Annotated in this window: 19 protein-coding genes; 5 read left to right on the forward strand and 14 right to left on the reverse strand. The window is 45.2% G+C overall.

Annotation, left to right across the window (positions count from 1 at the left end; all coding sequences use genetic code 11):
- Positions 1 to 148: 148 nt before the first annotated feature.
- On the reverse strand, positions 149 to 1081 hold the full coding sequence (locus NSQ91_RS06225; protein ID WP_340916954.1) for a glycosyltransferase family 2 protein: 933 nt from the start codon (positions 1079 to 1081) through the stop codon (positions 149 to 151).
- A gap of 236 nt (positions 1082 to 1317) precedes the next feature.
- Here NSQ91_RS06225 and NSQ91_RS06230 point away from each other — a divergent pair, with 236 nt between their 5' ends.
- On the forward strand, positions 1318 to 2040 hold the full coding sequence (locus tag NSQ91_RS06230) for a DsbA family oxidoreductase (RefSeq protein ID WP_076142179.1): 723 nt from the start codon (positions 1318 to 1320) through the stop codon (positions 2038 to 2040).
- Between the two features lie 139 nt (positions 2041 to 2179).
- On the opposite strand, the gene NSQ91_RS06235 is transcribed toward NSQ91_RS06230, so the two are convergent.
- From NSQ91_RS06235 to NSQ91_RS06275, 9 genes are all read right to left on the reverse strand, one after another.
- On the reverse strand, positions 2180 to 3760 hold the full coding sequence (locus tag NSQ91_RS06235) for an oleate hydratase (RefSeq protein ID WP_076128088.1): 1581 nt from the start codon (positions 3758 to 3760) through the stop codon (positions 2180 to 2182).
- Between the two features lie 157 nt (positions 3761 to 3917).
- Positions 3918 to 4487, reverse strand: coding sequence for a TetR/AcrR family transcriptional regulator (locus tag NSQ91_RS06240; RefSeq protein WP_036681438.1), 570 nt, complete (start codon positions 4485 to 4487; stop codon positions 3918 to 3920).
- 20 nt (positions 4488 to 4507) lie between these two features.
- Positions 4508 to 4903 (reverse strand): hypothetical protein, encoded by a 396-nt coding sequence (locus NSQ91_RS06245; protein ID WP_076185711.1) that lies wholly within the window; start codon positions 4901 to 4903, stop codon positions 4508 to 4510.
- A 47-nt stretch (positions 4904 to 4950) separates the two neighbouring features.
- A complete protein-coding gene (locus NSQ91_RS06250) occupies positions 4951 to 5472 on the reverse strand; it encodes a hypothetical protein (RefSeq protein ID WP_076128085.1) in 522 nt (173 codons plus the stop codon).
- A gap of 153 nt (positions 5473 to 5625) precedes the next feature.
- Positions 5626 to 6606: an RluA family pseudouridine synthase gene (locus tag NSQ91_RS06255; protein ID WP_340916959.1), complete on the reverse strand. Its 981-nt coding sequence runs from the start codon at positions 6604 to 6606 to the stop codon at positions 5626 to 5628.
- 101 nt (positions 6607 to 6707) lie between these two features.
- Complete coding sequence (locus NSQ91_RS06260) at positions 6708 to 6896, reverse strand: CLC_0170 family protein (protein ID WP_076219379.1); 189 nt, start codon at positions 6894 to 6896, stop codon at positions 6708 to 6710.
- Between the two features lie 24 nt (positions 6897 to 6920).
- Positions 6921 to 8144: a Ger(x)C family spore germination protein gene (locus tag NSQ91_RS06265; RefSeq protein ID WP_340916965.1), complete on the reverse strand. Its 1224-nt coding sequence runs from the start codon at positions 8142 to 8144 to the stop codon at positions 6921 to 6923.
- Positions 8137 to 9240 carry a GerAB/ArcD/ProY family transporter gene (locus NSQ91_RS06270; RefSeq protein WP_076128078.1) on the reverse strand — a complete coding sequence of 368 codons (1104 nt, stop codon included), beginning with the start codon at positions 9238 to 9240 and terminating at the stop codon, positions 8137 to 8139. Before NSQ91_RS06270 ends, NSQ91_RS06265 begins: the two co-directional genes overlap by 8 nt.
- Entirely contained in the window at positions 9233 to 10846 is a 1614-nt protein-coding gene (locus NSQ91_RS06275) for a spore germination protein (RefSeq protein ID WP_340916970.1), read from the reverse strand. Before NSQ91_RS06275 ends, NSQ91_RS06270 begins: the two co-directional genes overlap by 8 nt.
- A gap of 170 nt (positions 10847 to 11016) precedes the next feature.
- On the opposite strand from NSQ91_RS06275, the gene recQ reads away from it, so the two are divergent.
- Positions 11017 to 12852, forward strand: coding sequence for a DNA helicase RecQ (recQ, locus tag NSQ91_RS06280; protein ID WP_076137470.1), 1836 nt, complete (start codon positions 11017 to 11019; stop codon positions 12850 to 12852).
- A gap of 15 nt (positions 12853 to 12867) precedes the next feature.
- Positions 12868 to 14775: a B12-binding domain-containing radical SAM protein gene (locus NSQ91_RS06285; protein ID WP_340395145.1), complete on the forward strand. Its 1908-nt coding sequence runs from the start codon at positions 12868 to 12870 to the stop codon at positions 14773 to 14775.
- A 1893-nt stretch (positions 14776 to 16668) separates the two neighbouring features.
- On the opposite strand, the gene NSQ91_RS06290 is transcribed toward NSQ91_RS06285, so the two are convergent.
- From NSQ91_RS06290 to NSQ91_RS06305, 4 genes are read right to left on the reverse strand one after another with little or no spacing between them, the layout of a single operon-like run.
- On the reverse strand, positions 16669 to 17619 hold the full coding sequence (locus tag NSQ91_RS06290) for an alpha/beta fold hydrolase (protein ID WP_076128072.1): 951 nt from the start codon (positions 17617 to 17619) through the stop codon (positions 16669 to 16671).
- 27 nt (positions 17620 to 17646) lie between these two features.
- Entirely contained in the window at positions 17647 to 18615 is a 969-nt protein-coding gene (locus NSQ91_RS06295; RefSeq protein WP_076304531.1) for a type I phosphomannose isomerase catalytic subunit, read from the reverse strand.
- A gap of 48 nt (positions 18616 to 18663) precedes the next feature.
- Complete coding sequence (locus NSQ91_RS06300) at positions 18664 to 19266, reverse strand: class I SAM-dependent methyltransferase (RefSeq protein ID WP_076304532.1); 603 nt, start codon at positions 19264 to 19266, stop codon at positions 18664 to 18666.
- Positions 19266 to 20222: a TIGR01212 family radical SAM protein gene (locus tag NSQ91_RS06305; RefSeq protein WP_076128066.1), complete on the reverse strand. Its 957-nt coding sequence runs from the start codon at positions 20220 to 20222 to the stop codon at positions 19266 to 19268. Before NSQ91_RS06305 ends, NSQ91_RS06300 begins: the two co-directional genes overlap by 1 nt.
- Before the next feature lie 324 nt (positions 20223 to 20546).
- On the opposite strand from NSQ91_RS06305, the gene NSQ91_RS06310 reads away from it, so the two are divergent.
- Both NSQ91_RS06310 and trmB read left to right on the forward strand, forming a co-directional pair.
- Entirely contained in the window at positions 20547 to 20726 is a 180-nt protein-coding gene (locus tag NSQ91_RS06310; protein ID WP_036679526.1) for a hypothetical protein, read from the forward strand.
- Between the two features lie 196 nt (positions 20727 to 20922).
- Positions 20923 to 21639, forward strand: coding sequence for a tRNA (guanosine(46)-N7)-methyltransferase TrmB (gene trmB / locus NSQ91_RS06315; protein WP_036679523.1), 717 nt, complete (start codon positions 20923 to 20925; stop codon positions 21637 to 21639).
- The last annotated feature ends 90 nt before the right edge of the window (positions 21640 to 21729 follow it).

Here is a 21729-nt window from a genome sequence, read left to right on the forward strand (position 1 = left end):
CTAAAACACATTATTACTATCATACCCTAGATCAGAAGTTGATGGAAATTAATTTCATGGCATATTTAGGTACAACTCCGTCTGCACGAAAAAAAAGCCCCGCAATCTGATTCGGAGCAACGCTGTGGATATAGAGGTAACTATTAAGCTAATCTAGCATGTATTCACGGTATTTGTTTTTACGAGGATTCATTACGAAAAGGATTCCCTTGGCATAACCGCTAACGGCTTTGAAATTTCGTTTGAGAGTTTCTTTGCCTGTCAGACAGGTTAACGTCCAGATCAAAGCGGCATAATTCATAGGGGGTGCTTTACGTAAGTTGAGCAGATAATAATGATTGATGGCAGTAGCTCTTGCAACAACGCCCGCCTTATCCCGAGAACCCGGCGACTCATGATGAATGATTTTCATAGTGGGGTTAATGACAAGCTTGCCATAACGGCTAGCCAAATGGGACAAGTAAATATCCTCGGCAATGGAGTAACTTGTCATCCAGGGATAGGGTTTCATATCTTGTAATGCTGAGCGCCGGAATGACATATTGCAGCCGTGAAAAAAATCCGTCTCAAAAACCTGCTCTTTCTCTCCCCAGAGGTATAGGGAGCCTGCAAACATGCTTGGGGATAATCTGCCCGGGGATCCGGACATTTGTCCGGTCAGCATGCCAAACAGCCGGCCCGGTTTGCTGCTGCGCATGCCTTTAGCAACCCCGCCTACACCGACAATTGAATCGTCCGCTGCATAAGTATCAAGTAATCGTCGAATATATAAGGAATCATCTAATTCTGCATCATCGTCTAAATGAAGCACAATTTCAGCATTTACTAGTCCAAGTGACTCATAACGGGAGAGCCAGAGACCCGGATTAGTCTTACAATGATATCGAAACTCAGCCTGTGGCAATTTGTTCAGTATGTTACGATAATAGGTTAATCTTTCTACAGGAATCTCACCGTCATCTACAATCCAGAGCTCGATGGAGACATTCTCTAGCTGTGTCTGCTTGCTTATAGATTCTATGCACACTGTAAGGTCGTTTATACGGTTACGGGTAGGTATCACTATAGATACATCATGCATATGGGGATCTCCCTTCGGAATTTCTGGTGTTAACTTCATTCTATCTGCCCTGAAGGGGAGCGTATATACCACTTTCGTTTACTTTTTGCTTTAACATTCACGTCTATAAATGTTATTTTAATAAAAGTTAAGTTTGTAATTTTGAGTTTTTAACTATATAATAGTAAGCGACGTATATTTAGTTATTACTCTTATATAACAGTTACAAATTATCAATAATATTAGGAGGTTTTTTCGTGAGAATAGATATCTGGTCCGATTATGCATGTCCTTTTTGTTATATTGGCAAAAGACGTTTGGAGAATGCGCTCAGCCAATTCCCGAACCGTGATCAAGTGGAGGTAGTATTCCGTAGCTTTCAATTGGATCCACATGCAGAGGTAAGTACAGACAAGAGTATTCATGAGCTGTTGGCTACCAAATACGGGATGACCGTCGAAAAAGCAAAAGCAATGAACGCACAACTAGCGGAGCAAGCTAAAGATGTGGGTTTGGAATTTAATTTTGATACAGTGAAGCATACCAACACTTTTGACAGTCACCGACTGAGTCATTTTGCAAGCACAAAGGGAAAAGGCGCAGAAATGTCCGAACGTCTGCTGCGCGCCTACTTTACGGATTCATTAAATCTTGGAGATCGCAGTGTACTGGCTTCACTCGCTGCTGAAGTAGGTCTGGATCAAGCGGAAGCTGCGGCAATGCTGGAAACGGATGCTTTTGCGAATGAGGTTAATGGCGATATTGAAGAAGGAAGCCGTCTTAATATTACCGGTGTACCTTTCTTTGTATTCAACAATAAATATGCTTTATCTGGTGCACAACCAGGTCCTGTATTTACAGAGGTACTGGATACTGTGTGGGCGGAGGAACAAGCAGGACCAACGTTACAAGTGGTTGGTAAGGGGAATTCTGAAGTATCTACCGATGATGGCTGCGCAGATGGATCTTGCAATATTTAAAGTTTAGATTCGAGTAAAACAAAAGAGCTGAGGGAGCCCTCAGCTCTTTTTTGTTTCGATAAAACTGTTCTTTTGTTGCTTCCCACACTCAAAAACAAGCGCTCCCGATATCCGGAAGCGCTCGCTGCTGATTGTTGTTTTATCTGAAAGATGTAACAAAGCTTGAGAATAGTGTACGTACATCATATTGATATTGGTTGATTGGTTCGATAGGCCGTTCGATACCAAGTAGAGTATATACCGCAATTCTCGCTGCTCTCACGGAGTATTCTTCAGTGAATACAACGTCATCTGGAATTTCACAGAATTGTCCAATAAAGGCCAGGTTCGTGGAACCCTCAGGGACAACTTTTGGTCTGTCACTATTGAGTCTAGGCATGAACTGTGAAGTGATATAAGGCATCATGCAAGGAATACAGTTGGCGGTAGCCATGATCTCGTCCTTATGTTCTTCAAAGTGAAGATGACCGATCAATTCTTGCATGATTTCTTCGCCGGTACAATCACACATTCTCTTTTTCACGAAATCCCCAACTTTGTCTGGATACAGTCCGTAACCCCAGAACACTTTAACATGCTCAGGTTGATTGCGGAAATGCGGTTGGTAGGCCAGTACAACGGACATAAACCAGCTCGAATCCTTGAATGTGACCAAAGCGCCTGTGCCGGCACGGTTACGTGTGAAATTTTCCATCAGATCGAAGAATTTGGAGTCATGGAAAGTTACAGTAAAGGACTCCCATTTCGAACCGTCTACATGATCATCGAACGAAGAAGGATTGCCAAGACTTGGTTTCTTGGAAGCGATGTTTTCCCATAATTTCCACGAGCTTCCCTTGCCGTTAAGGCGTGGAGCAGAAGTCATAGAACCAAGGCTGGAGCCTTCGGTCATAGAACCGTTTGTGATAATCACGAGATCATCTTCTTTTACATCAATCACATCTTTGACACCTTCGCGCACTACATTCATTTGGGTTACGGTAATTCCGTCACCTTTTTTGAACTGCAGATCAGTCACTGTACATTTCAGTGTGAAATCGACACCAAATGGTTCAAGATATTTGTGCAAAGGCAGAATGATGGAATCATATTGGTTATAAGGAGTGCGGGTTACACCTTCCAGTGTTTGAATTCTTGGGAATTCATGGAAGAAACGGAGCATATATCTTTTAAACTCTACAGCGCTGTGCCAAGGTTGAAATGCAAAAGTAGTAGCCCACATATACCAGAAGTTAGTTGTGAAAAAGTGAGGGGCGAACCAGTCGTTGATACGCGCTTTCCCCATTTTATCTTCTGGTGTAATAATCAGCTTGCCCATAGCGAGACGATCAGCCATATCAAAACCCATGGACAATACATCTTCTACTTTGCCGTCTTTATTTACTAGTCTGGCGTTTGAGTGTGTTGGATTAGCGGTATCAAAAGCAATAATTTCATCCCGCACAGACAACCCCGGACGGTCGACAGAAGGAATCGTTGTTAATAGTTCCCAGAGATTTTCATAAGCTTCATCGTTGAGCATACGGCCGCCGCGGACAACGTAACCATGTTCAGCGTCACCTGCGCCGTCATTGCTACCACCAAGAATCTTCATCTCTTCAATAATGTGAATGTTTTGTCCCGGAAAATCACAGTCTCTGACCAGGTAAGCAGCGCCCGCTAGGGATGCAATTCCGCCACCGACAAAATAAACCTGTCTATTACCGTACTCTTTTTTCACAATGGTCGCCTCCAAGTAGTTGTTTAAATAATCACACTCTTAATGTAAACCAACTCCTATTTTGAAGGTATAATCAAACTCTTTAGAGTGTCTGGATTTTTGTCATTATGGGTGATCTGTCTAGTTTTTAGACAAAAAAAACCGCTGCAACCAAAGGTTACAACGGATGGTTCTCATATTTGTGTAAAGCTTTCAGAAAATTTCCTTCAATTAGATCACTTAGCTTCTCAATCATATGGTGCGGTTGTTCCTTCATGCCTTCTCTCATCCACTGAATGATTAGGCCTGTGAAGGCTAGCGTATAGAAATTGGCTATAAAATGCTTGTCTTCTTCGCAAACCTCCATCCCGGAGGACAGCTCGTTTATAACCCCCATGATGAGATCGTTTGTCACCTCGTACAGATATGCATCCAGGTGATTTCTGCCTAGTGAATTTAGCGTGTTACAGCAAAAGGATTTATTCCGCTCAATATAGCAGAAGATTCTATAAAAACCGTCCGTCCAAGTGCTGTAGCTGCGATACTGGGCGAGGCTTTCGACAGCCTCAGTCTTATAGATCCAACCTAGCAAATCAAATATATCCTGAAAATGATAATAGAAGGTTTGTCTGTTTAGTCCGCAATGGTCCACTAGTTGTTTAACAGTAATTTTATTGAGCGGTGTATGCTCCATTAGTTCTTTTAAAGAATGGGACAATGCATTTTTGGTTAGAAAAGAATTGGACAACAGCGTTTCACCTCTTCCATTCAAGACTTCGATGCTCGCGTATACAGCAGACGAATACCTTCCGCTAATAAACCCAGTGCAAATCCGGCACATGAAAATAAGGAAAATGCGAGGAAGCCTGCGAGATCCTCCCAACCGGACATCTCTTTGTAGGTGTAGCCCAGCATAAATGCCGCGCCTATGATTATTCCCGCCGTACTAAATACCCAGAGCAGACGTGCTCCGAGCCAGCCTAAAGTGTTGACGATGCCTGCCACTACTACGGAAAAAAGAGCAAAGCGCAGTAAGAGTGTGGTATCCATTTCTTGGGCCAGCATCACAAATCGGTGCAGAGGGAAAAGAAGCCATAGCAGAATGGCATAAACGGTCATCCAGAGAAACCAACGTTTACTTTTGGCAGCAGGCAGGAATTTCATTTCATGCACACCTCTTTTCCCATAGTTCGAACGTTAAAAAGTAGGAATTATACCGTGAAGGATTCCAGTTCTTCCGCACTTTGCAGCAGGTGGCTTAGCAGGTTTGGAATGTCCTCCATTTGTTCTTCTGTAAGTTGTCTTTTGAATTGCAGCTCGATGCAGTTATTGTAAGTTTCACTTTCCTGGCCATATATGAAGCTTAAAGATTGCACAGGCTGGAAATCAGGTCCCCAGATCGCTTTTAGAATACTGTCTATCGCCTGACATTCGTTAGGAATATCTTCGACTTCCATATAAAAACGAAGTGAAAGATTACAGCCGGGATCCGTATTAGGAACCTCCATGATTTCATCGCTGAGATCTTTCGTGGTCGAAGTGAGCAGGATTTCGGCGGTTACTTTCCTGCCTGCAGTTAATTGGAAGGAGAGACTGAACTCTCTGGACATCAGCGCCATATTCAGAAGGTCGGAGCGATCCGTAACCACCAGTATTCCGTCTAAATTATCGTAGTCATAAATCTGGTTCTCAAAGGCGATCTTAATATTATCGAAAACAGTAGGATGGAACAATAAGGGCACCTTCTTTGTTTATTTATATTGTAACATGATGTGATAGGAAGTTAAAAAAAGACGCCCAGGACCAAATGGACCGGGCATCTTGTGTAGAAGTTACGGCTTCCCATAAGCGGGAAGGCTCGTCAGTCGTGGGTATACGTTCAATTCTTAGTTTGTAGGCGCAGGCGCAGTATATTTCAGGAACGTCTTCGGAATCGGGCTCTCAAAGGTCATCAGTTCTCCAGTGGTTGGATGAATAAAAGAGAGCACTCGAGCATGTAGGCCAAGTCTCCCTACCGTTTTGGTCTCTGCCCCATACTTCTTGTCACCTGCGATAGGGTGGCCGATATCTGCCATATGCACCCGAATCTGATTTTTTCGTCCGGTTTCGAGTTTAACCTCTAGCAAGGAAAAATGGCGGTTAGCCTGAATAAGTTTATAATGTGTAATTGCATGTAGTCCATCGCCTTCATGAGGACTGGAATACATTTTAAGGGTTGAGGTTTCTTTGAGCCAAGAGCTTATCTTGCCTTCAGGTCTTTTAACCGCGCCTTCGACGAGCGCTACGTAAGAACGTTCCTTCACAGTATCTTTCCACGTAGTTTGTAATGCCTGCTGAATCCGTTCGCTTTTGGCAAACATCATTACGCCTGAAGTATCTCTGTCCAAACGGTGTACGACAAAAATCCGATTTTTTGGATTGCTAACACGGACATGCTCCATAAGCTGGCGGTAAGCCGTCAATTCATTTTCTTCCGCAGTGGCGATAGATAGCAGTCCAGCATCCTTTTGAACAATAATCAGATCTTCATCCTCATGAACGATTTTAAGTCCGGTCATCTCTGCTGTTTGTACAGGCTTCTCTTGATCAATAGTAACGTTTTGACCCGGATGCAGTTGGAAATTATGCTGTGTAACTACCTTATCATTCACCGACACTTGTCCACGCGATAGGATGGATTTAATCGCATTTCGTCCGCGACCCGTGACGTGGGTGAGTAAGAAGGGCAACAGTTCAGAAGGTTCGTTTACAGTAAAAGACTTGGGTGCTGCGGTTGTTTTAGTTTTATGGTTAAGCTTGCCAGTAGGCTTGCTGTGAGAACGAGTACCTCTTTTGGCTGTTTCTTTAGGATTTCTTCTTGAGTTCATGGATGCATTCTCCGTCCTTTAATATTGTACTCCTCAATATACCATGGGCTGTGAAGAAATACTATGGAGAGGGCAGGCTTGCTGGTTTGGTTTGTAAATGCTCATAAATAGAACAGCTGGGCTAATCCAAGAAGCAGGAATAAACCGAGATATACCCAGCCTAATATGCGGGCATATTTCTTTTCCCGGTGCATGGCATTGACTGCATATATTTTAGTATCCACAGTAAGCAACAGAACACTGGAGATCAGCAGCGCAACAATTACGTAGGTTAGCTGGTGATAGAGCATAGTAGAGCCTCCCATAAACGTCATTTAATTTTGTTTAAGACCTACTCTGTCGATGTGAGTTTTCAACTTAACTTCAATACTGAGATTGGAATACTGCTGCTCCCAGTCATGTTTGTCACGAATATTGGCTTTCCAGTAGGAGGGAGCATATGCACGAATATATTCACCCATGCCAAAGACATCGGAATGCGCTTTTTGAGTTTCTTCGATAAGGTGGTTGAAAATACCGATCACTCTCTTTTGAAAAATATCTTCAATCTTTTCTAAAGAACGGCTGGAATCGATAGGGATATCACTACGTAAATGCTCATCTAGAGCCGCCTCTAAAGTGAGGTTATAGGTGATGTGAGGTTTGCCCTCTTTGAAATGAACCTTCACCCTCGTGAACCGGTCGTTGACCTTGAGCATCACCGGACCGAATTCATCAGCATAAAAAAGATCGGAGTATCCCCCGGGATTAATGCCCTTCATGGACATATATGCGCCAATCTCAATCGGAATCGTCGATCCGACCATCACTCCACCACTAAAGTAAGCTAGGCCTTTAATCATGATATTGTCTTCCTGATGTAATGAGACGTAAGGCAGATAACCACTTTCGCCCCATTTGGATTCTGCTGACCAGAATACACCTATATAATCAGCGGGGAATTTTCCTGATGTTACTGCTTTTTCCATAGTGGAGAGGATGTAAAGGGTCGGCACTCGCTGCAGCGGAGGATTAATATTCATAAATTTAGCAGCCTCCCCTTCGGATACTAGCAGCCAGGTCCGGCGACGAACTTCTGGATTTCGCCGCAAATAATCATTTAAGTCATTCATGCTTTTTTTTGCTATGTCCTCACTAATAATAATCACTCGTAAATGAATTAGATAACGTGGATCAGAAATTTGCTGCTGTAAATTGTTCATGGCGTCATCTAAGGTGTACCCGTACACTTCTACGACCCATACTGGATTTTGATTCACGCCTCCGCCTTCACCCCCACTGCCTGGTCCGAGTGGAACTCTTCCCGGAACCGCAATTTGGGCGGTCACACGGATTTTTGGAAGGTTAATATTTGCGCTTTTAAGATGAGTGGTTTGATCATCATTTATTTTGCTGTCTGGAGGGACGGAATCAATGGATAACCCTAGTACCAATGCACGGTCTTCTATTTCAAGCTGGTCCCAGCACCCTGAGAGTAAGCCAGACATGAGTGAGAGAATAAATATAAGAACTACACGCTTGCAAATTTTTTTATTCATGAGAAATGGCTCCTTTATTTCGGATTAGAGAGACTAACCATAATAAAAGAGGATAGAAGGTCAAAAAAATCAAACCGATTATCGCTGTAATGCTAGCAAATGAATAGACCTGAAATATATTTCTCGGCAAAAGTGAAAAAGTGATGATAAGTGGAAGTAAGAAGCTGGATATTAGGCGGTGATCCTTGTGCCGCAGCACTTGTTGCAGAGAGTATGCAGCTAAGTAGTAGTTCGTAAAGATGGAAGTGAATATAGAAACCACCCAAATTATTATAAAAAGAGCATCAAACCGTTCTAAAAGTCCTGCGCCGATGGATATGGAGCGAGCTGCTTCTAAGGTTGGATAGGAAAGTAATTTGGTTTCTTGAGCTCCAAACATGCCTAAAGTGACCCAAACGATCATTACATAAATGAATCCAATGATACAAAGCGCAACAGTACCTGCTTTAAGGATCTGTTGAGGTTTTTTCATTAAAGGGACCAGCAGGATGATGACAAATGTGCCCTGATAAAGGCCAGCGGACGTAATCGTTCCTTTGGAAAAGCTTGAAAAGGTGGTGTGATTTCCGGTGAGGGGTAGCAAGTTTAGAACATCAACATTTTTCATAGCTACCAAGGCAATTGCTATAACAGATAATAGAATAAAAGGTAAATAGAAAACATGGACATAAGTGAATTTCACAATATTTCTTCGGATTGATAAGGCAACCAGTAGGAGCATTAAGAGAATTACTGCTTCGATGGGTGTCTTTTTAAAGACAACCGCAATACATACTTCTCCGAATTGGCGCATGGTGATCCCGGCAGAGAAAGCAAAAAACAAAGAAATAAAAATGGAGAAAATATCCGCGAGCCCAGTTCCGAGAAGGCGGCGGCTGAATACGAACAACGTTTCGTTCGGGAATTTTCGGCAGACAGCTGCTGTAAACCAGCAACCCAAAAAAGCAACAGGTACACCAGAAGCAGTCACGAGCGGTGCACCACTGTCTCCGGCTTCAGCCATATAACGAGGAATACTTAAGATTCCTATTCCTATAATCGTACTAACGATTACAGCCATGACTTGGATCGTTGTTATGGGGCGGTTACTATTCATCAGCTTCACTTTTCTCCTTAAAAATCAGATCGGTATGCATTTTCGGAATATCCTTGGCAAGAAGATCAGGATCAGGTGTATTAAGAAAGCTTGGGCGGCATCGCATCCACCATAAAGGTACCCGAACGATACTATCCTTAAGGTCCTTCCATATCGTAGGGACAAAGGGGGTCATGTAGGGAACGCCAAAAGATTCCAGGAATAATAAGTGGTTGATAATAACAATAGTGCCCAGCATTACTCCGTACAGGCCAAAGCAGCCTGCCAATATGATCAATGGAAATCTAAGCATTCTTGAAGAGATTGCGGCATTGTAAGCGGGTGTGGCAAAAGACCCTATGGTCGTTATAGCCACAACAACTACGGTGGTTGGACTCGCCAGACCTGCTGCTACGGCTGCCTGACCAATGACAAGCACACCTACAATAGAAAGAGCCCCGCCAATCATTTGCGGTAGGCGAATGGTTGCTTCGCGCAGCACCTCCATGAAGACTTCCATAATCAGAACTTCCAATACGGCTGGAAAGGGTACGCCAGCTCTTGCACCTGTTATTGCTACGGCGAACTCTGTCGGCAGTAGCTCAGGATTGAAAGAGATAATGGATACATATAAGGCAGGGAAGAAAAGGGAAAATAATAATGCGATCAGGCGGATCATTCTTAGGAGGCTTCCTACGATAAAACGTTCCGTATAGTCATCCATCGTCTGAAAGAATTGGTTGAAAAGTGCCGGGACGATAAGGCAGAAAGGTGAGCCATCTACAAGGATGATGACTCGTCCTTCTAATAAAGAGGCTATAGATTTATCCGGACGTTCAGTTGGCTGAACCTGTGGAAACGGGGAAAGGGGATGATCCTCTATAAATTGCTCGATATACCCCGCATCAAGGATGCCGTCTACATTTATTGCTGATAATCTCTTCATCACCTTTTGAACTAGCCCTGGATCGGCTATTCCTTCGATATAACAAACAGCTACTTTTGAGCGCGTCCGTACGCCAAGAGGGGCAGTTACTACACGAAAATCCGGCGTTTGTAGTCGATAGCGAAGCAAAGAGATGTTGGATTCTAAATTCTCTATAAACCCATCACGTGAACCGCGTATAACTTGTTCAGTTTGAGGTTGCTCAATGCTACGATGCTCAATTTTACGCAGATTGAAGTAAAGTGCCTGATCCATTCCATCTATGATTAGAACTACATTTCCATCCAACAAGACGGAGACTAGAGTATTTAGGTCCTTAGTGCGGTTACCTTGTGTGACTTGTACCGTCATACTCCAGATGTAATCAGGTAAATCCTTTAGATCTTTTGGAATTTCTGAGTGGTCGGAGGAAACATTCATTAATGGCTTTAAAACATAGTTCTGAATTTGATTCTGGTCCACCACAGAAGAAAAAAAGATAATAGCCGCATCATATCTACCGTATACCTTGAAGTTACGGACAATAAGGTCGCTGTCTTCTCCAAAGACTTGTCGAATGAAGCTTATATTGCTCTTCAGGCTGGAATCCAATGGCTTTACTGGACGATTGTCCTGGGCAGAGGACTCGTTACGTGCAGGCTTTTGTTTAAAGGAGGTATATTTTTGTTTCCAATTTTGCACGGTCGCTCCACCTTTCTATGAAATCACGCTTATTAAAGCTTGGCTTAAAAGAAGACCTTTTATGTAAATATTTCAAAAGAAGAACAGGGTGATGATAGTTAAGAAGTGTTGCTCATTACACCATTGACCGCTAAACTAAAGATAGAAACGCCTAAGGAGTTATGAGAGATATGAAGATGCAAGCACCTACTATTGAACAGGCGCAGGCTGAGCTGCAAAAATATTACGGTTATCCAGACTTTCGGGATGGCCAGAAAAAGATTGTTCAGAACTTGCTGGAAGGACGCGACACACTGGGAATCCTCCCTACGGGTGGCGGGAAATCGATCTGTTATCAGGTTCCTGCACTGCTCCTGCCAGGGCTGACACTGGTGATATCACCACTGATCTCGCTGATGAAAGACCAGGTGGATGCGTTAACTACTGCGGGTATTCCGGCAGCCTTTATTAATAGCACGTTAAGCGGAAAAGAAGTGAATGAGCGGATTCGGGCTGCCCGGCGGGGCGATTTGAAGCTGCTCTATGTTGCGCCCGAAAGACTTGAGCTGGACTGGTTCCGTCTGGAAATGGCTGAGCTGTCTATTTCCTGCGTGGCTGTTGATGAAGCGCACTGTGTATCCCAGTGGGGACATGATTTTCGGACAAGTTATCTGTCGGTATCTCCATTTGTAGATGAGCTGCCTGAACGTCCGATCCTGGCAGCATTTACCGCCACGGCGACGCCGGAGGTTATGGAGGATATGGTCCGGCTGCTGCGCTTGCGCGAGCCGGGTATTTTCATGACGGGGCTAGGAAGAGATAATCTGGCAATGTCCGTGCTGCGGGGAGAGAACAAGCGGGAGTTCGTTATGGATTATGCGGCTACGCATTCTCACCAGCCGGGGATTGTATATGCGGCAACCCGCAAAGAAGTAGATGATCTGTATCAGAGGCTGCAAGCTTCGGGCATAGCGGCAGGTCGCTATCATGCGGGTATGAACGACCAGGAGCGGGCAGATAGCCAGGAAGGGTTCCTCTATGACGATATCCGGGTCATGGTGGCTACGAATGCCTTTGGGATGGGGATTGATAAATCCAATGTCCGGTACGTAATTCACTACAATATGCCCAAAAATATGGAAGCCTATGTTCAGGAAGCAGGTCGTGCTGGACGTGACGGGGAGCCGAGTGAATGTATATTGCTGTTTAGTGCGCAGGATATTATGACGCAAAAGTTCCTGATCGAGCAGAATCCACAGGATACTGACCGTAAAGCTAACGAATATCGCAAGCTTCAGCAAATGATTGATTATTGCTATACTACCCGCTGCTTGCGCAGTGCCCAGCTGGATTATTTCGGGGAAGAGCATGGGGACAAGCCATGTGGTATCTGCAGCTCATGTACGGATGAACGAGAGCTAGTGGATATGACCGTCGATGCGCAAAAGATCTTCTCCTGCATCCACCGCATGCGGGAGCGTTATGGTGTAGCGTTGGTGGCATCTGTGCTGAAAGGCTCGCGCAATCAAAAGGTGATGCAGTACGGCTTCGATAAGCTGCCCACACATGGGGCGATGTCGAGCCGGACGGAGAAGGAAATCTCAGAGAGTATCAATGTGCTCATCTCAGAAGGGTATCTTGCCTTGTCGGAAGGCCAGTACCCTGTAGTACGGCTTCAGCCTCTGGCTGCTGAGGTCCTGCGCGGACAGCGTGAGGTGATGCAGCGTGTGGCACGGCCTTCGCGGACAGGTACAACATCTGGTACGAGAGTTCGTAGCCGGGGGCATGACCTGTCGCCATCAGCCGTCAATGAGACTGTCTTTGAGCAGCTGCGTCTTATCCGGCGTGAATTGGCAGGACGCGAGCATGTGCCGTCGTACATTATTTTTAATGATGCCACGCTGCGTGAGATGAGTGTGGTTTGCCCGCAGACCGAAGCGGAAATGCTGAGGGTAAAGGGTGTTGGGGAAGTGAAATACCGGAAGTACGGTAAGGCATTCTTAGAGTTTTTTCAAAATGAAATGTAGAAAAGGTCGTGTAGCATGAAAATCGTCCTGACCACGTTAAACGCCAAATATATTCATACCTCACTCGCAATCCGCTTGTTAAAAGCGTACAGTGAGCATGAATTTAAGGATATTCATTTGGCAGAGTACACCATCAAAGATCCCGTGATGAATATTGTGTCCGACTTGTTTCAGAAACGGCCAGATGTGATTGGTTTCTCCTGTTATATCTGGAACATCGAAGAGACGCTGAAGCTGATTGGTATTCTTAAGCAAGTGATGCCTGAAGTTACGATTGTTCTCGGAGGACCGGAAGTTTCGTATGAGCCGCTTCATTGGATGAAAAGAGAAGCTGGCATTGATTTTATAGTTAATGGAGATGGGGAAGAGACGTTCCACCATTTGCTGCAGGAGCTAAGGGATGATCGTAAGTTTCACTTTGTGTATGGAGCCGCTTATCGCAAGGGAGAAGAGATCATTGTCAATCCACCACGTCCCAAAAGCGATCTGAATACCCTGCCTACGCCGCATCGTTTTCCTGAGGATATTCCAGATTTGAGTAAACGTATTGTTTATTTTGAGACAAGCCGCGGGTGCCCATTTAACTGCCAGTTCTGTTTATCCAGTATTGAGGTAGGCGTACGTTATTATGATATTGAACGAGTGAAATCCGATCTGCTTTATTTAATACAGAATGGCGCCAAAATCATTAAATTTCTGGATCGTACTTTTAATATCAACCGCAACTATGCGATGGAAATGTTTCAATTCCTGATCGATAATCATCAAGGCTGCGTGTTTCAGTTCGAAATTACCGCAGATATCATGCGGCCTGAAGTTCTGGATTTCCTATCTAAGAATGCGCCTCCGGGTATTTTTAGATTTGAAATTGGGGTGCAATCTACCAACGATGAGACGAATGAGCTTGTTAAACGCCGCCAGAATTTCAAAAAGCTGTCCCGTACCGTAATGAAGATTAAGGCAAGCGGCAATATCGATCAGCATCTGGATTTGATTGCCGGATTACCTATGGAGGATTACAGCACCTTCCGTAAAACGTTTAATGATGTATTCGTTATGGAGCCGGAAGAGCTACAGCTAGGATTCCTCAAAATGCTGCGGGGAACGGGGCTGCGGGCGCAGGCGTCTAAATATGAGTACACGTATATGGAACACGCACCTTATGAAATCCTTAGCAGTCATATGATGCCTTTCTCAGACATTATCCGTTTGAAGCGGCTTGAGGATGTGCTGGAGAAATACTGGAACAGCCACCGGATGGACCATACGGCCAAGTACTTGATCCGACATGTATTTGATTCGCCATTCGATTTCTTTCAGGAGTTCGGTGACTACTGGGAGGAGAGAGGCTGGCAAAAGATTGGCCATCAGCTGGAAGATCTCTTCACCCGCCTGCAGTCCTTCCTGATAGATCGCGGGACGCCGTCTATGGATGTTATAACTGGCTTGATGAAGCTGGACTATTTTCTTGGACACAAGTACAAGCCGCGCAAAATCTGGTGGGATTTCGTGCTGGATAAGTCGGATTGGTCGAGCTATTTAAAAGATATCGCGGCTAATCCGGGTCAAATTTCTGCCCAGTTAGCAGAAGCAGGACTTAACGAAAGAGAACTGCAAAAGTATACTGTGCTGGAAGTATTGCCATTCTCGCTGGAAGCGGTGCTGGATTCCATCAGCGGCATGCGTGCCGATGAAGGCTTGGAGGATAGTGAAGCTGATATGGCTAATCTGGAGGCGTTGCCTTCGGCAGACTCGCCATTACAGGGAGCAACGGATAGTAGTTTAGAAGAGACTGCGCAAGCAGCAAACTCGGCTGTAGCTGTAGCGGAGCCCGCTTCCATTAGGGAAGGGCGCACGCTACTAATCGTAATGTATCAGCAGAACGAGAGCCAACGCGCTCAGTACTACACACTGCCTTTGTAATAGGCGGGTGGAAGGATAGACCGTTCCTTTATGGGACGGTCTATTTTTTGCCTTGGGCGATAGCGACATCTGGATTCACAAGTGGCTGGGAAGGGGATGAGGTGGAGCTAGTGGCGATTGAGTCCGCATGTGGTGGAGGAGAGAGATGGTGGGGATATTGACAACTGGGTCCGAAAGCGGTGAGTAACCCGACGCAGGCGGACCCAGCGGACCTTATACGTGGAATTATCTTGTTTTTTTGATGCTAACGGACCGCATAGTCGCTATTGACACGAAAAACACCTAATATGAACCTGTTTCGCATGAATAGCTTCACTGGAGTCCGAAACCTAGCTCGAAAGGCTATAAATCAGCAAATAGCGTCAACTGAGTCCGAAAGCGGTGAGTAACCCGACGCAGGCGGACCCAGCGGACCTTATACGTGGAAATATCCTGTTTTTTGGATGCTAAAGGACCGCATAGTCGCTATTGGCACGAAAAATACTCAATATGAACCTGTTTCGCATGAATAGCTGCACTGGAGTCCGAAACCTAGCTCGAATGGCTATAAATTAGCAAATAGCGTCATCTGAGTCCGGAAGCGGTGAGTCACCCGACGCAGGCGGACCCAGCAGACCTTAAACGTGGAATTATCCTGTTTTTTGGATGCTAAAGGACCGCATAGTCGCTATTGGCACGAAACACACCCAATATGAACCTGTTTCACATGAATAGCTGTACTGGAGTCCGATATTTAGCTCGAAAGGCTATAAATCAGCAAATAACGTCAACTGAGTCCGGAAGTAGCGGGGAGAGTAATGAGTGTAGTTAGTAACAACTGAGATCGAAAGTGGCAGGGGAGAGTGACGATGTGTAGTTAGTGTTAACTGAGTCCGAAATTAGCGGAGAGTGTAATGACTCGGCGTAGGCGGACCCAGCAGACCTTATACGTGGAAATATCCTGTTTTTTGGATGCTAAAGGACCGCATAGTCGCTATTGGCACGAAACACACCAAATATGATCCTGTTTCACATGAATAGCTGCACTGGAGTCCGATATCTAGCTCGAAAGGCTATAAATTAGCAAATAGCGTCATCTGAGTCCGAAAGCGGCGGGGGAAGGTGATGATATGTAGCTAGTGACAACTGAGCCCTAAAGTGAAGGGGGAAAGTGATGATGTGTAGTTAGTGACAGCTGAGTCCGAAACCTAGCTCGAATGTCTGAAAATAGCAAATAGCATCATCTGAGTCCGGAAGCGGTGAGTAACCCGACGCAGGCGGACCCAGCGGACCTTATACGTGGAAATATCCTGTTTTTTGGATGCTAACGGACCGCATAGTCGCTATTGGCACGAAAAACACCTAATATACACCTCTTTGGAAGGAATAGGTGCACTGGAGTCCGAAACCTAGCTCGAAAGGCTATAAATCAGCAAATAGCGTCATCTGAGTCCGGAAGTAGCGGGGAGAGTAATGATATGTAGTTAGTGTCAACTGAAGTCCGAAAGTGGAGGGGAGAGTGACGATGTGTAGTTAGTGTCAACTGAGTCCGAAAGTAGAGGGGGAATGGTGATGATGTGTAGCTAGCGACAACGAGTTTGTACGTGGTGTGGGAGAGCGATGAGCTGAAGACAGCGTCAACTGAGTCCATTAGCGGTGGGGGAAGTTTATTTACTAAGTTCAGATGCGCGGAGGAACTGGAGATTGTTAGATTGAGAAGTCTGCTGAGACAAGCTACGCAAAACGCAAAACGCAAAACACAAAACACAAAACGCAAAACGCAAAACGCAAAACCGCAAACCGCAAACCGCGAAACGTAAACCGCAAAGAAGCGATCTCCCAAATACCGGGAGCATCGCTTCTATGTTGTCTCATTTCTCGTCTCATAAATTCACTAACAACTGCGCTTTTTTCTTAACTTATCTTAGCAACCTCTGAAGGAAGGTGGCGCTCTAACCAGTTGAGCACATCGGCTGTGACTTGATCTCGATTCACTTCATTTAGCATTTCGTGTCTGCCTTCTGGATAGAGTCGGAACTCAACGTCTGACACTCCTCGTTTCTTATACAACTCCGCAAGACGGGGAATGCCTTGACCGTTCATCCCGACAGGGTCCTTATCCCCACCGAATATATAAATGGGCTTACCTGTACATAATGTGCTAAGTGATTCCTCAGTATGGATCTCTCTTAGGAGGTGGAAGAAACCACGGAAAAAGCGTGTTGTACAAATAGCTCCGCAGAATGGATCGGAAATGTACTTATCTACTTCCGCAGTATCGCTGCTCAGCCAGTCAAATGTTGTTCTGACCGGGGAAAAGGCGCGGTTATAGCTGCCAAATACCAGACTGTTCAGCAGTACACTGCGATGATGCTCACCCTTTAGCTTAAGCTGCGCGCTTGCCAGAGATTCTCCAATACGCAGCATACTGCGTGGACCGTTTGTCCCGCTTAGGATAAACCCTGAATAGATTTCGTTGCCTTCTTCGCACATGAGTTTTTGACCCAGAAAGGAACCCATACTGTGTGCGAATAAAATGATGGGCTTTCCTTCATGCTTGGAGAGTGCTGCGGCACCTACCTGCAGAAGATTGCGCCGCATCCAATAAAATCCGTCCTCCCCAACATCACCAAGCAGGTTGACTTGACCAGCGGTTCTACCATGTCCCCGGTGGTCATTTGCATATACTGCATAACCAACCCCGGTTAAAGCTTCCGCAAAACGAGCGTAGCGGGCAGCAGTTTCACACATCCCGTGTGAAATTTGCACGATTCCTCTAACTGGGACATCGGACTCAGGTAACCATTCATAGACATGGATGGTTACACCTATGGGATCCGTTAGAGTAAAGCTGTTTTCCTTCATGGTCCATTCCTCCTAAAGGTTCTCGACTTATGGTAAATAAGAGCGAAGCACAGTAGAATGACCCTCGATAGTATAACGGCCTAGGTTGGAAGGAATCAGATAACATTCCCCTGCGGCATAAGGCTGGGAGCCGCCTTCCCAAGTCAGATGTCCGCTGCCTTCGCAGATAACCAGAATAGTGAAGCTGTCTTCTGAAGTGGTGAGATCCCATGAACCATTTACGATCCCTTTTTCGACAATAAAATAAGGTGAAGCGGCAAGTTGCAGCCACTCTCCAGGCACTGCATGATCGGTCTTCATCGAAGTAGCGCCGGCGCCTTCATAAGCTGTAACATTCAGAGAATCCTCGATATGAAGCTCGCGTGGTTTTCCATCTAGTCCTGGACGGTCGTAGTCATAAATACGGTATGTAGTGTCGGAATTCTGTTGAATTTCCGCTACAACGACACCAGCACATAGAGCATGTACCGTTCCGGCAGGGATGTAGAAGGAATCGCCAGCGGAGACAGATACCTCTTGAAGGCTATCCATAACCGTGCCTTTTTCCAGTGCTTCGCGTAATGTTTCACGGTCTACGCCTTCTTTAAGGCCGTAGATGATTTTTGCATCTGGCTTAGCGTCTAATACGTACCACATCTCTGTTTTACCCAGTTCACCTTTAGGCAATCCTACATAATCATCCGTAGGATGGACTTGAACGGAAAGGTTGTCGTTGCAATCCAACAATTTGATCAAGAGTGGAAATCTTCCACCAGCTTCTGATATTCCCTTGCTTCCGAACCACTCGTAACCAAATTGCTCACGAATTTGATCCAGACCTTGTCCAGCTAATTCTCCATTAACCACCGAAGATGTTCCATTCGCATGATCGGCAATCATCCAGCCTTCACCAATATGGCCTTCTGGTAGATTCAGGCCGAATTTCTCCAGCGCGCGGCCACCCCAGACACGTTCTTTAAACTCCGGTTGAAATTTTAAAGGATATGGTTGTGTCATTCGTAATCTTCCTTCCCAATTACAAGATAGTTTGATTGTTTACAAAGCTTAAGATGGGGAACCTTTTTTCTTCTCGAGGGCAATTACATAAGGTGCGTCCGTGCGCTGCAGCTGGCGATATACAATGCTCTGCGCTACCTTAGAGTAAACAGTCGCAGCCCAAGCTTCAACAGCGGCGGCTTCGAGATCTCCGCCTGCATGGCCAGGATACAGTACAGCCGTAATAATTCCCCCCGGACGCAGCAGCTGGAGTGAAGCTTCCAGGGCTGCAATAGAGCTATCCGGCTCAGTAATGATATTCTTGTCGGCATCGCCTGAAGGCAGATAGCCAAGATTGAACATTACAGCACCAACGGTGCCTCGCCAGTTAGCCGGGACGGCTTCTGCCATTTCGGCATGGCTGCGTTCCAGTAAGGTAACGGTAGAGAGCGAAGGAGTTTCCTCACGCGCAAGCCGGAGACGTTCTTCTGCCAGCTTCAGTGCCGCAGCTTGAATGTCAAAGCCGTAGACTTCGCCACGAGCTCCGGTTGTTTTGGCTAGAAAAAGCGTATCAGCACCAGTACCCACAGTTGCATCAATCGCACGGTCACCTAAAGTTAGCCGCTCAGAGATTAATTTATGAGCAAAGCTTAGAACGGACATAAAGCCCATTAGCCCTTCCTCCAATACTTACCCTGCCAAGTATCACGAGCAACAAGCTCATCGTCAATGGCATTTAGCACTTCCCATTTCTTGAGACTCCACATCGGTCCAACTAAGAGATCCCGTGGGGCATCTCCAGTCAAGCGATGAACAATCATCTCAGGGGGCAGAATTTCAAGTGAATCAGCAATCAGCTTCACATACTCGTCCTGTTCCATGAATCGGAGCAATCCTGCTTCATACTGCTTCACCATTGGTGTTTTGCGCATGAGATGCAGAAGGTGAATCTTAATTCCCTGCACATCCATGCGAGCTACAGCAGATACCGTTTCGAGCATCATTTCGTGCGTCTCCTGTGGAAGACCGTGAATGATATGGGTACAGATTCGAATATCGTGACGGCGCAGCTTCTCCACAGCCTCTACATAACACTGCGTATCATGCGCCCGGTTAATAAGCTCAGAAGTGGAGTCATGTATAGTCTGAAGACCCATCTCTACCCAAAGATACGTACGCTTGTTCAGCTCTGCTAAATATTCGACCACATCATCCGGCAGACAGTCAGGGCGCGTAGCAATCGATAATCCAACGACACCAGGCTGCTGCAAAATAACTTCGAAATATTCTCTCAGCTCTTCGACCGGAGCGTACGTATTAGTATAGGCTTGGAAGTAACCGATATATTTAGCATTTGGCCATTTCAGATGCTGTCTGTCACGGACGTTATTGAATTGTGTGACTAGGTCATCTCGGCGGCTTCCGGCAAAATCACCAGAACCTCTGGCACTGCAAAATGTGCAGCCTCCCTTAGCAATGGAGCCGTCACGATTGGGACAGGTAAAGCCTGCATCAAGCATAACTTTGAATACCTTGGTATTCATGTGTTCACGCATTTCGTAATTCCAAGTATGAAAACGTTTATCTCCCCAAAGTTGCGGAGGAGATGTGTATTGAAGATTAGACACGAGAAGCCCCTTTCTGAAAATATAATTATGGATAAGATTCCTTATCCTTATATTTTTCTGAGACAGATGGCGTCCTTATCCCAGAGAACGCACAGCCGTTTCTTATAATCCAATACATTGTATCAAAAAACCGAGCTCGGCGTAACATTGACTCCCCATAACGGCATGAAAAATAGGCAGGAAATAAGGCGCTTTCAGCTTGAAAATGCTTACATAGTATGTTATATTCAGAGTGTGAAAAGCTGCTGTGGCATAAAGAAATTCATCCAAGAGTTCATAATTTCGTGTCGTCCGATCCATAATAATAACCGTGAGGTGATAGCAATGAATTCTCAAACGGTATATGCTGAGGGTAAAGATTCGATTGAAGTCCACTTAACACCAGATGAAGCCCTTGCACTAACGGGCGTGGAATTTAACGGCAACCCTAAGATCAAGACAGATGCGCAGCGCAAAATTCGTAGCGCATTCGAAAAAAAGACATTTGCCACAAACACAAAGTAAATCCTGATTTGCCAGACAAGAACGAAATCTATTCCAATATACAACAACGAAGGAATTCCTCTGAACAGCTCATTTAAGAGCTGAACCAGAGAATTCCTTTTTCTTTTTTTACCGCAATCCCTTTACTTTTTGGGACAATTTCGGCACAATATTGCAAGTGACAGTTATCGTATAAGAGATAATCGGAGGAATACCTATGCGTTTACGCGGAAGAAAAGGAATACGTGAAAGTTTGGAAGAACAGACGGATTTAGTCATTCTAGATCCTCGGAGTTATAAAGGTGAGTGGTCCAAGCTGTTCGGTAACGATCATCCGATCCATGTGGAGTTCGGAATGGGCAAAGGACAGTTTATCAGCCAAATGAGCTTTAAATACCCTGATATTAACTTTATCGGAGTGGATATGTATGATGAGCTGATCCGCCGTGCTGGAGATAAGGCTAGAGCAGTATGGGAGCCGGCAGGACATGAAACACCGCCTAACCTGAAATTGGCACTTGCAAATATCGATTATGCTGAGGAAGTATTTGCTCCGGGAGAGCTTGAACGGATTTATCTTAATTTCAGCGATCCGTGGCCTAAAAGCAAGCATGCCCGGCGTCGTTTGACACATCCACGTTTTCTTGACAAATATCGCGGTTTGCTTAGCGATCTAGGTGAAATTCATCTAAAAACAGATTCCCGCAGTCTTTTTGAGTTCTCATTAAATGCCTTTGCGGACTTTGGCTTGCAGATGAAAAATATTTCTTTGGACCTACATGCAGATGGCATCATCAACGAGGATCATATCATGACAGAATATGAGACGAAATTTGTCGGACGTGGCGTGAATATCCATCGTTGCGAGGCAATTGTAGGTGCAGAAGCACTCAAACAGTATCAGGCTACCCGATTGGATAAATATCGGCTGTAGTTACAAAGCACTGCTTCAAATGGCATGCTTCAATAATAAAGCGGCAACTCTCCAAGTAAAGTAGTTTGGAGGCTGCCGCTTTTTTAAATT

The organism is Paenibacillus sp. FSL R7-0048 (genome assembly GCF_038004505.1).
Lineage (GTDB): Bacteria > Bacillota > Bacilli > Paenibacillales > Paenibacillaceae > Paenibacillus_AQ > Paenibacillus_AQ odorifer.

Bases quoted from the DNA above. Each gene is read 5' to 3' on its own strand.
- NSQ91_RS06300 (WP_076304532.1), bottom strand. From the start codon at position 19,266: ATGGGCTTTATGTCCGTTCTAAGCTTTGCTCATAAATTAATCTCTGAG.
- NSQ91_RS06245 (WP_076185711.1), bottom strand. From the start codon at position 4,903: ATGAAATTCCTGCCTGCTGCCAAAAGTAAACGTTGGTTTCTCTGGATG.
- NSQ91_RS06290 (WP_076128072.1), bottom strand. From the start codon at position 17,619: ATGAAGGAAAACAGCTTTACTCTAACGGATCCCATAGGTGTAACCATC.
- NSQ91_RS06270 (WP_076128078.1), bottom strand. From the start codon at position 9,240: ATGAATAGTAACCGCCCCATAACAACGATCCAAGTCATGGCTGTAATC.
- NSQ91_RS06260 (WP_076219379.1), bottom strand. From the start codon at position 6,896: ATGCTCTATCACCAGCTAACCTACGTAATTGTTGCGCTGCTGATCTCC.
- trmB (WP_036679523.1), top strand. From the start codon at position 20,923: ATGCGTTTACGCGGAAGAAAAGGAATACGTGAAAGTTTGGAAGAACAG.
- NSQ91_RS06255 (WP_340916959.1), bottom strand. From the start codon at position 6,606: ATGAACTCAAGAAGAAATCCTAAAGAAACAGCCAAAAGAGGTACTCGT.
- NSQ91_RS06285 (WP_340395145.1), top strand. From the start codon at position 12,868: ATGAAAATCGTCCTGACCACGTTAAACGCCAAATATATTCATACCTCA.
- NSQ91_RS06310 (WP_036679526.1), top strand. From the start codon at position 20,547: ATGAATTCTCAAACGGTATATGCTGAGGGTAAAGATTCGATTGAAGTC.
- NSQ91_RS06225 (WP_340916954.1), bottom strand. From the start codon at position 1,081: ATGCATGATGTATCTATAGTGATACCTACCCGTAACCGTATAAACGAC.
- NSQ91_RS06295 (WP_076304531.1), bottom strand. From the start codon at position 18,615: ATGACACAACCATATCCTTTAAAATTTCAACCGGAGTTTAAAGAACGT.
- recQ (WP_076137470.1), top strand. From the start codon at position 11,017: ATGAAGATGCAAGCACCTACTATTGAACAGGCGCAGGCTGAGCTGCAA.
- NSQ91_RS06265 (WP_340916965.1), bottom strand. From the start codon at position 8,144: ATGAATAAAAAAATTTGCAAGCGTGTAGTTCTTATATTTATTCTCTCA.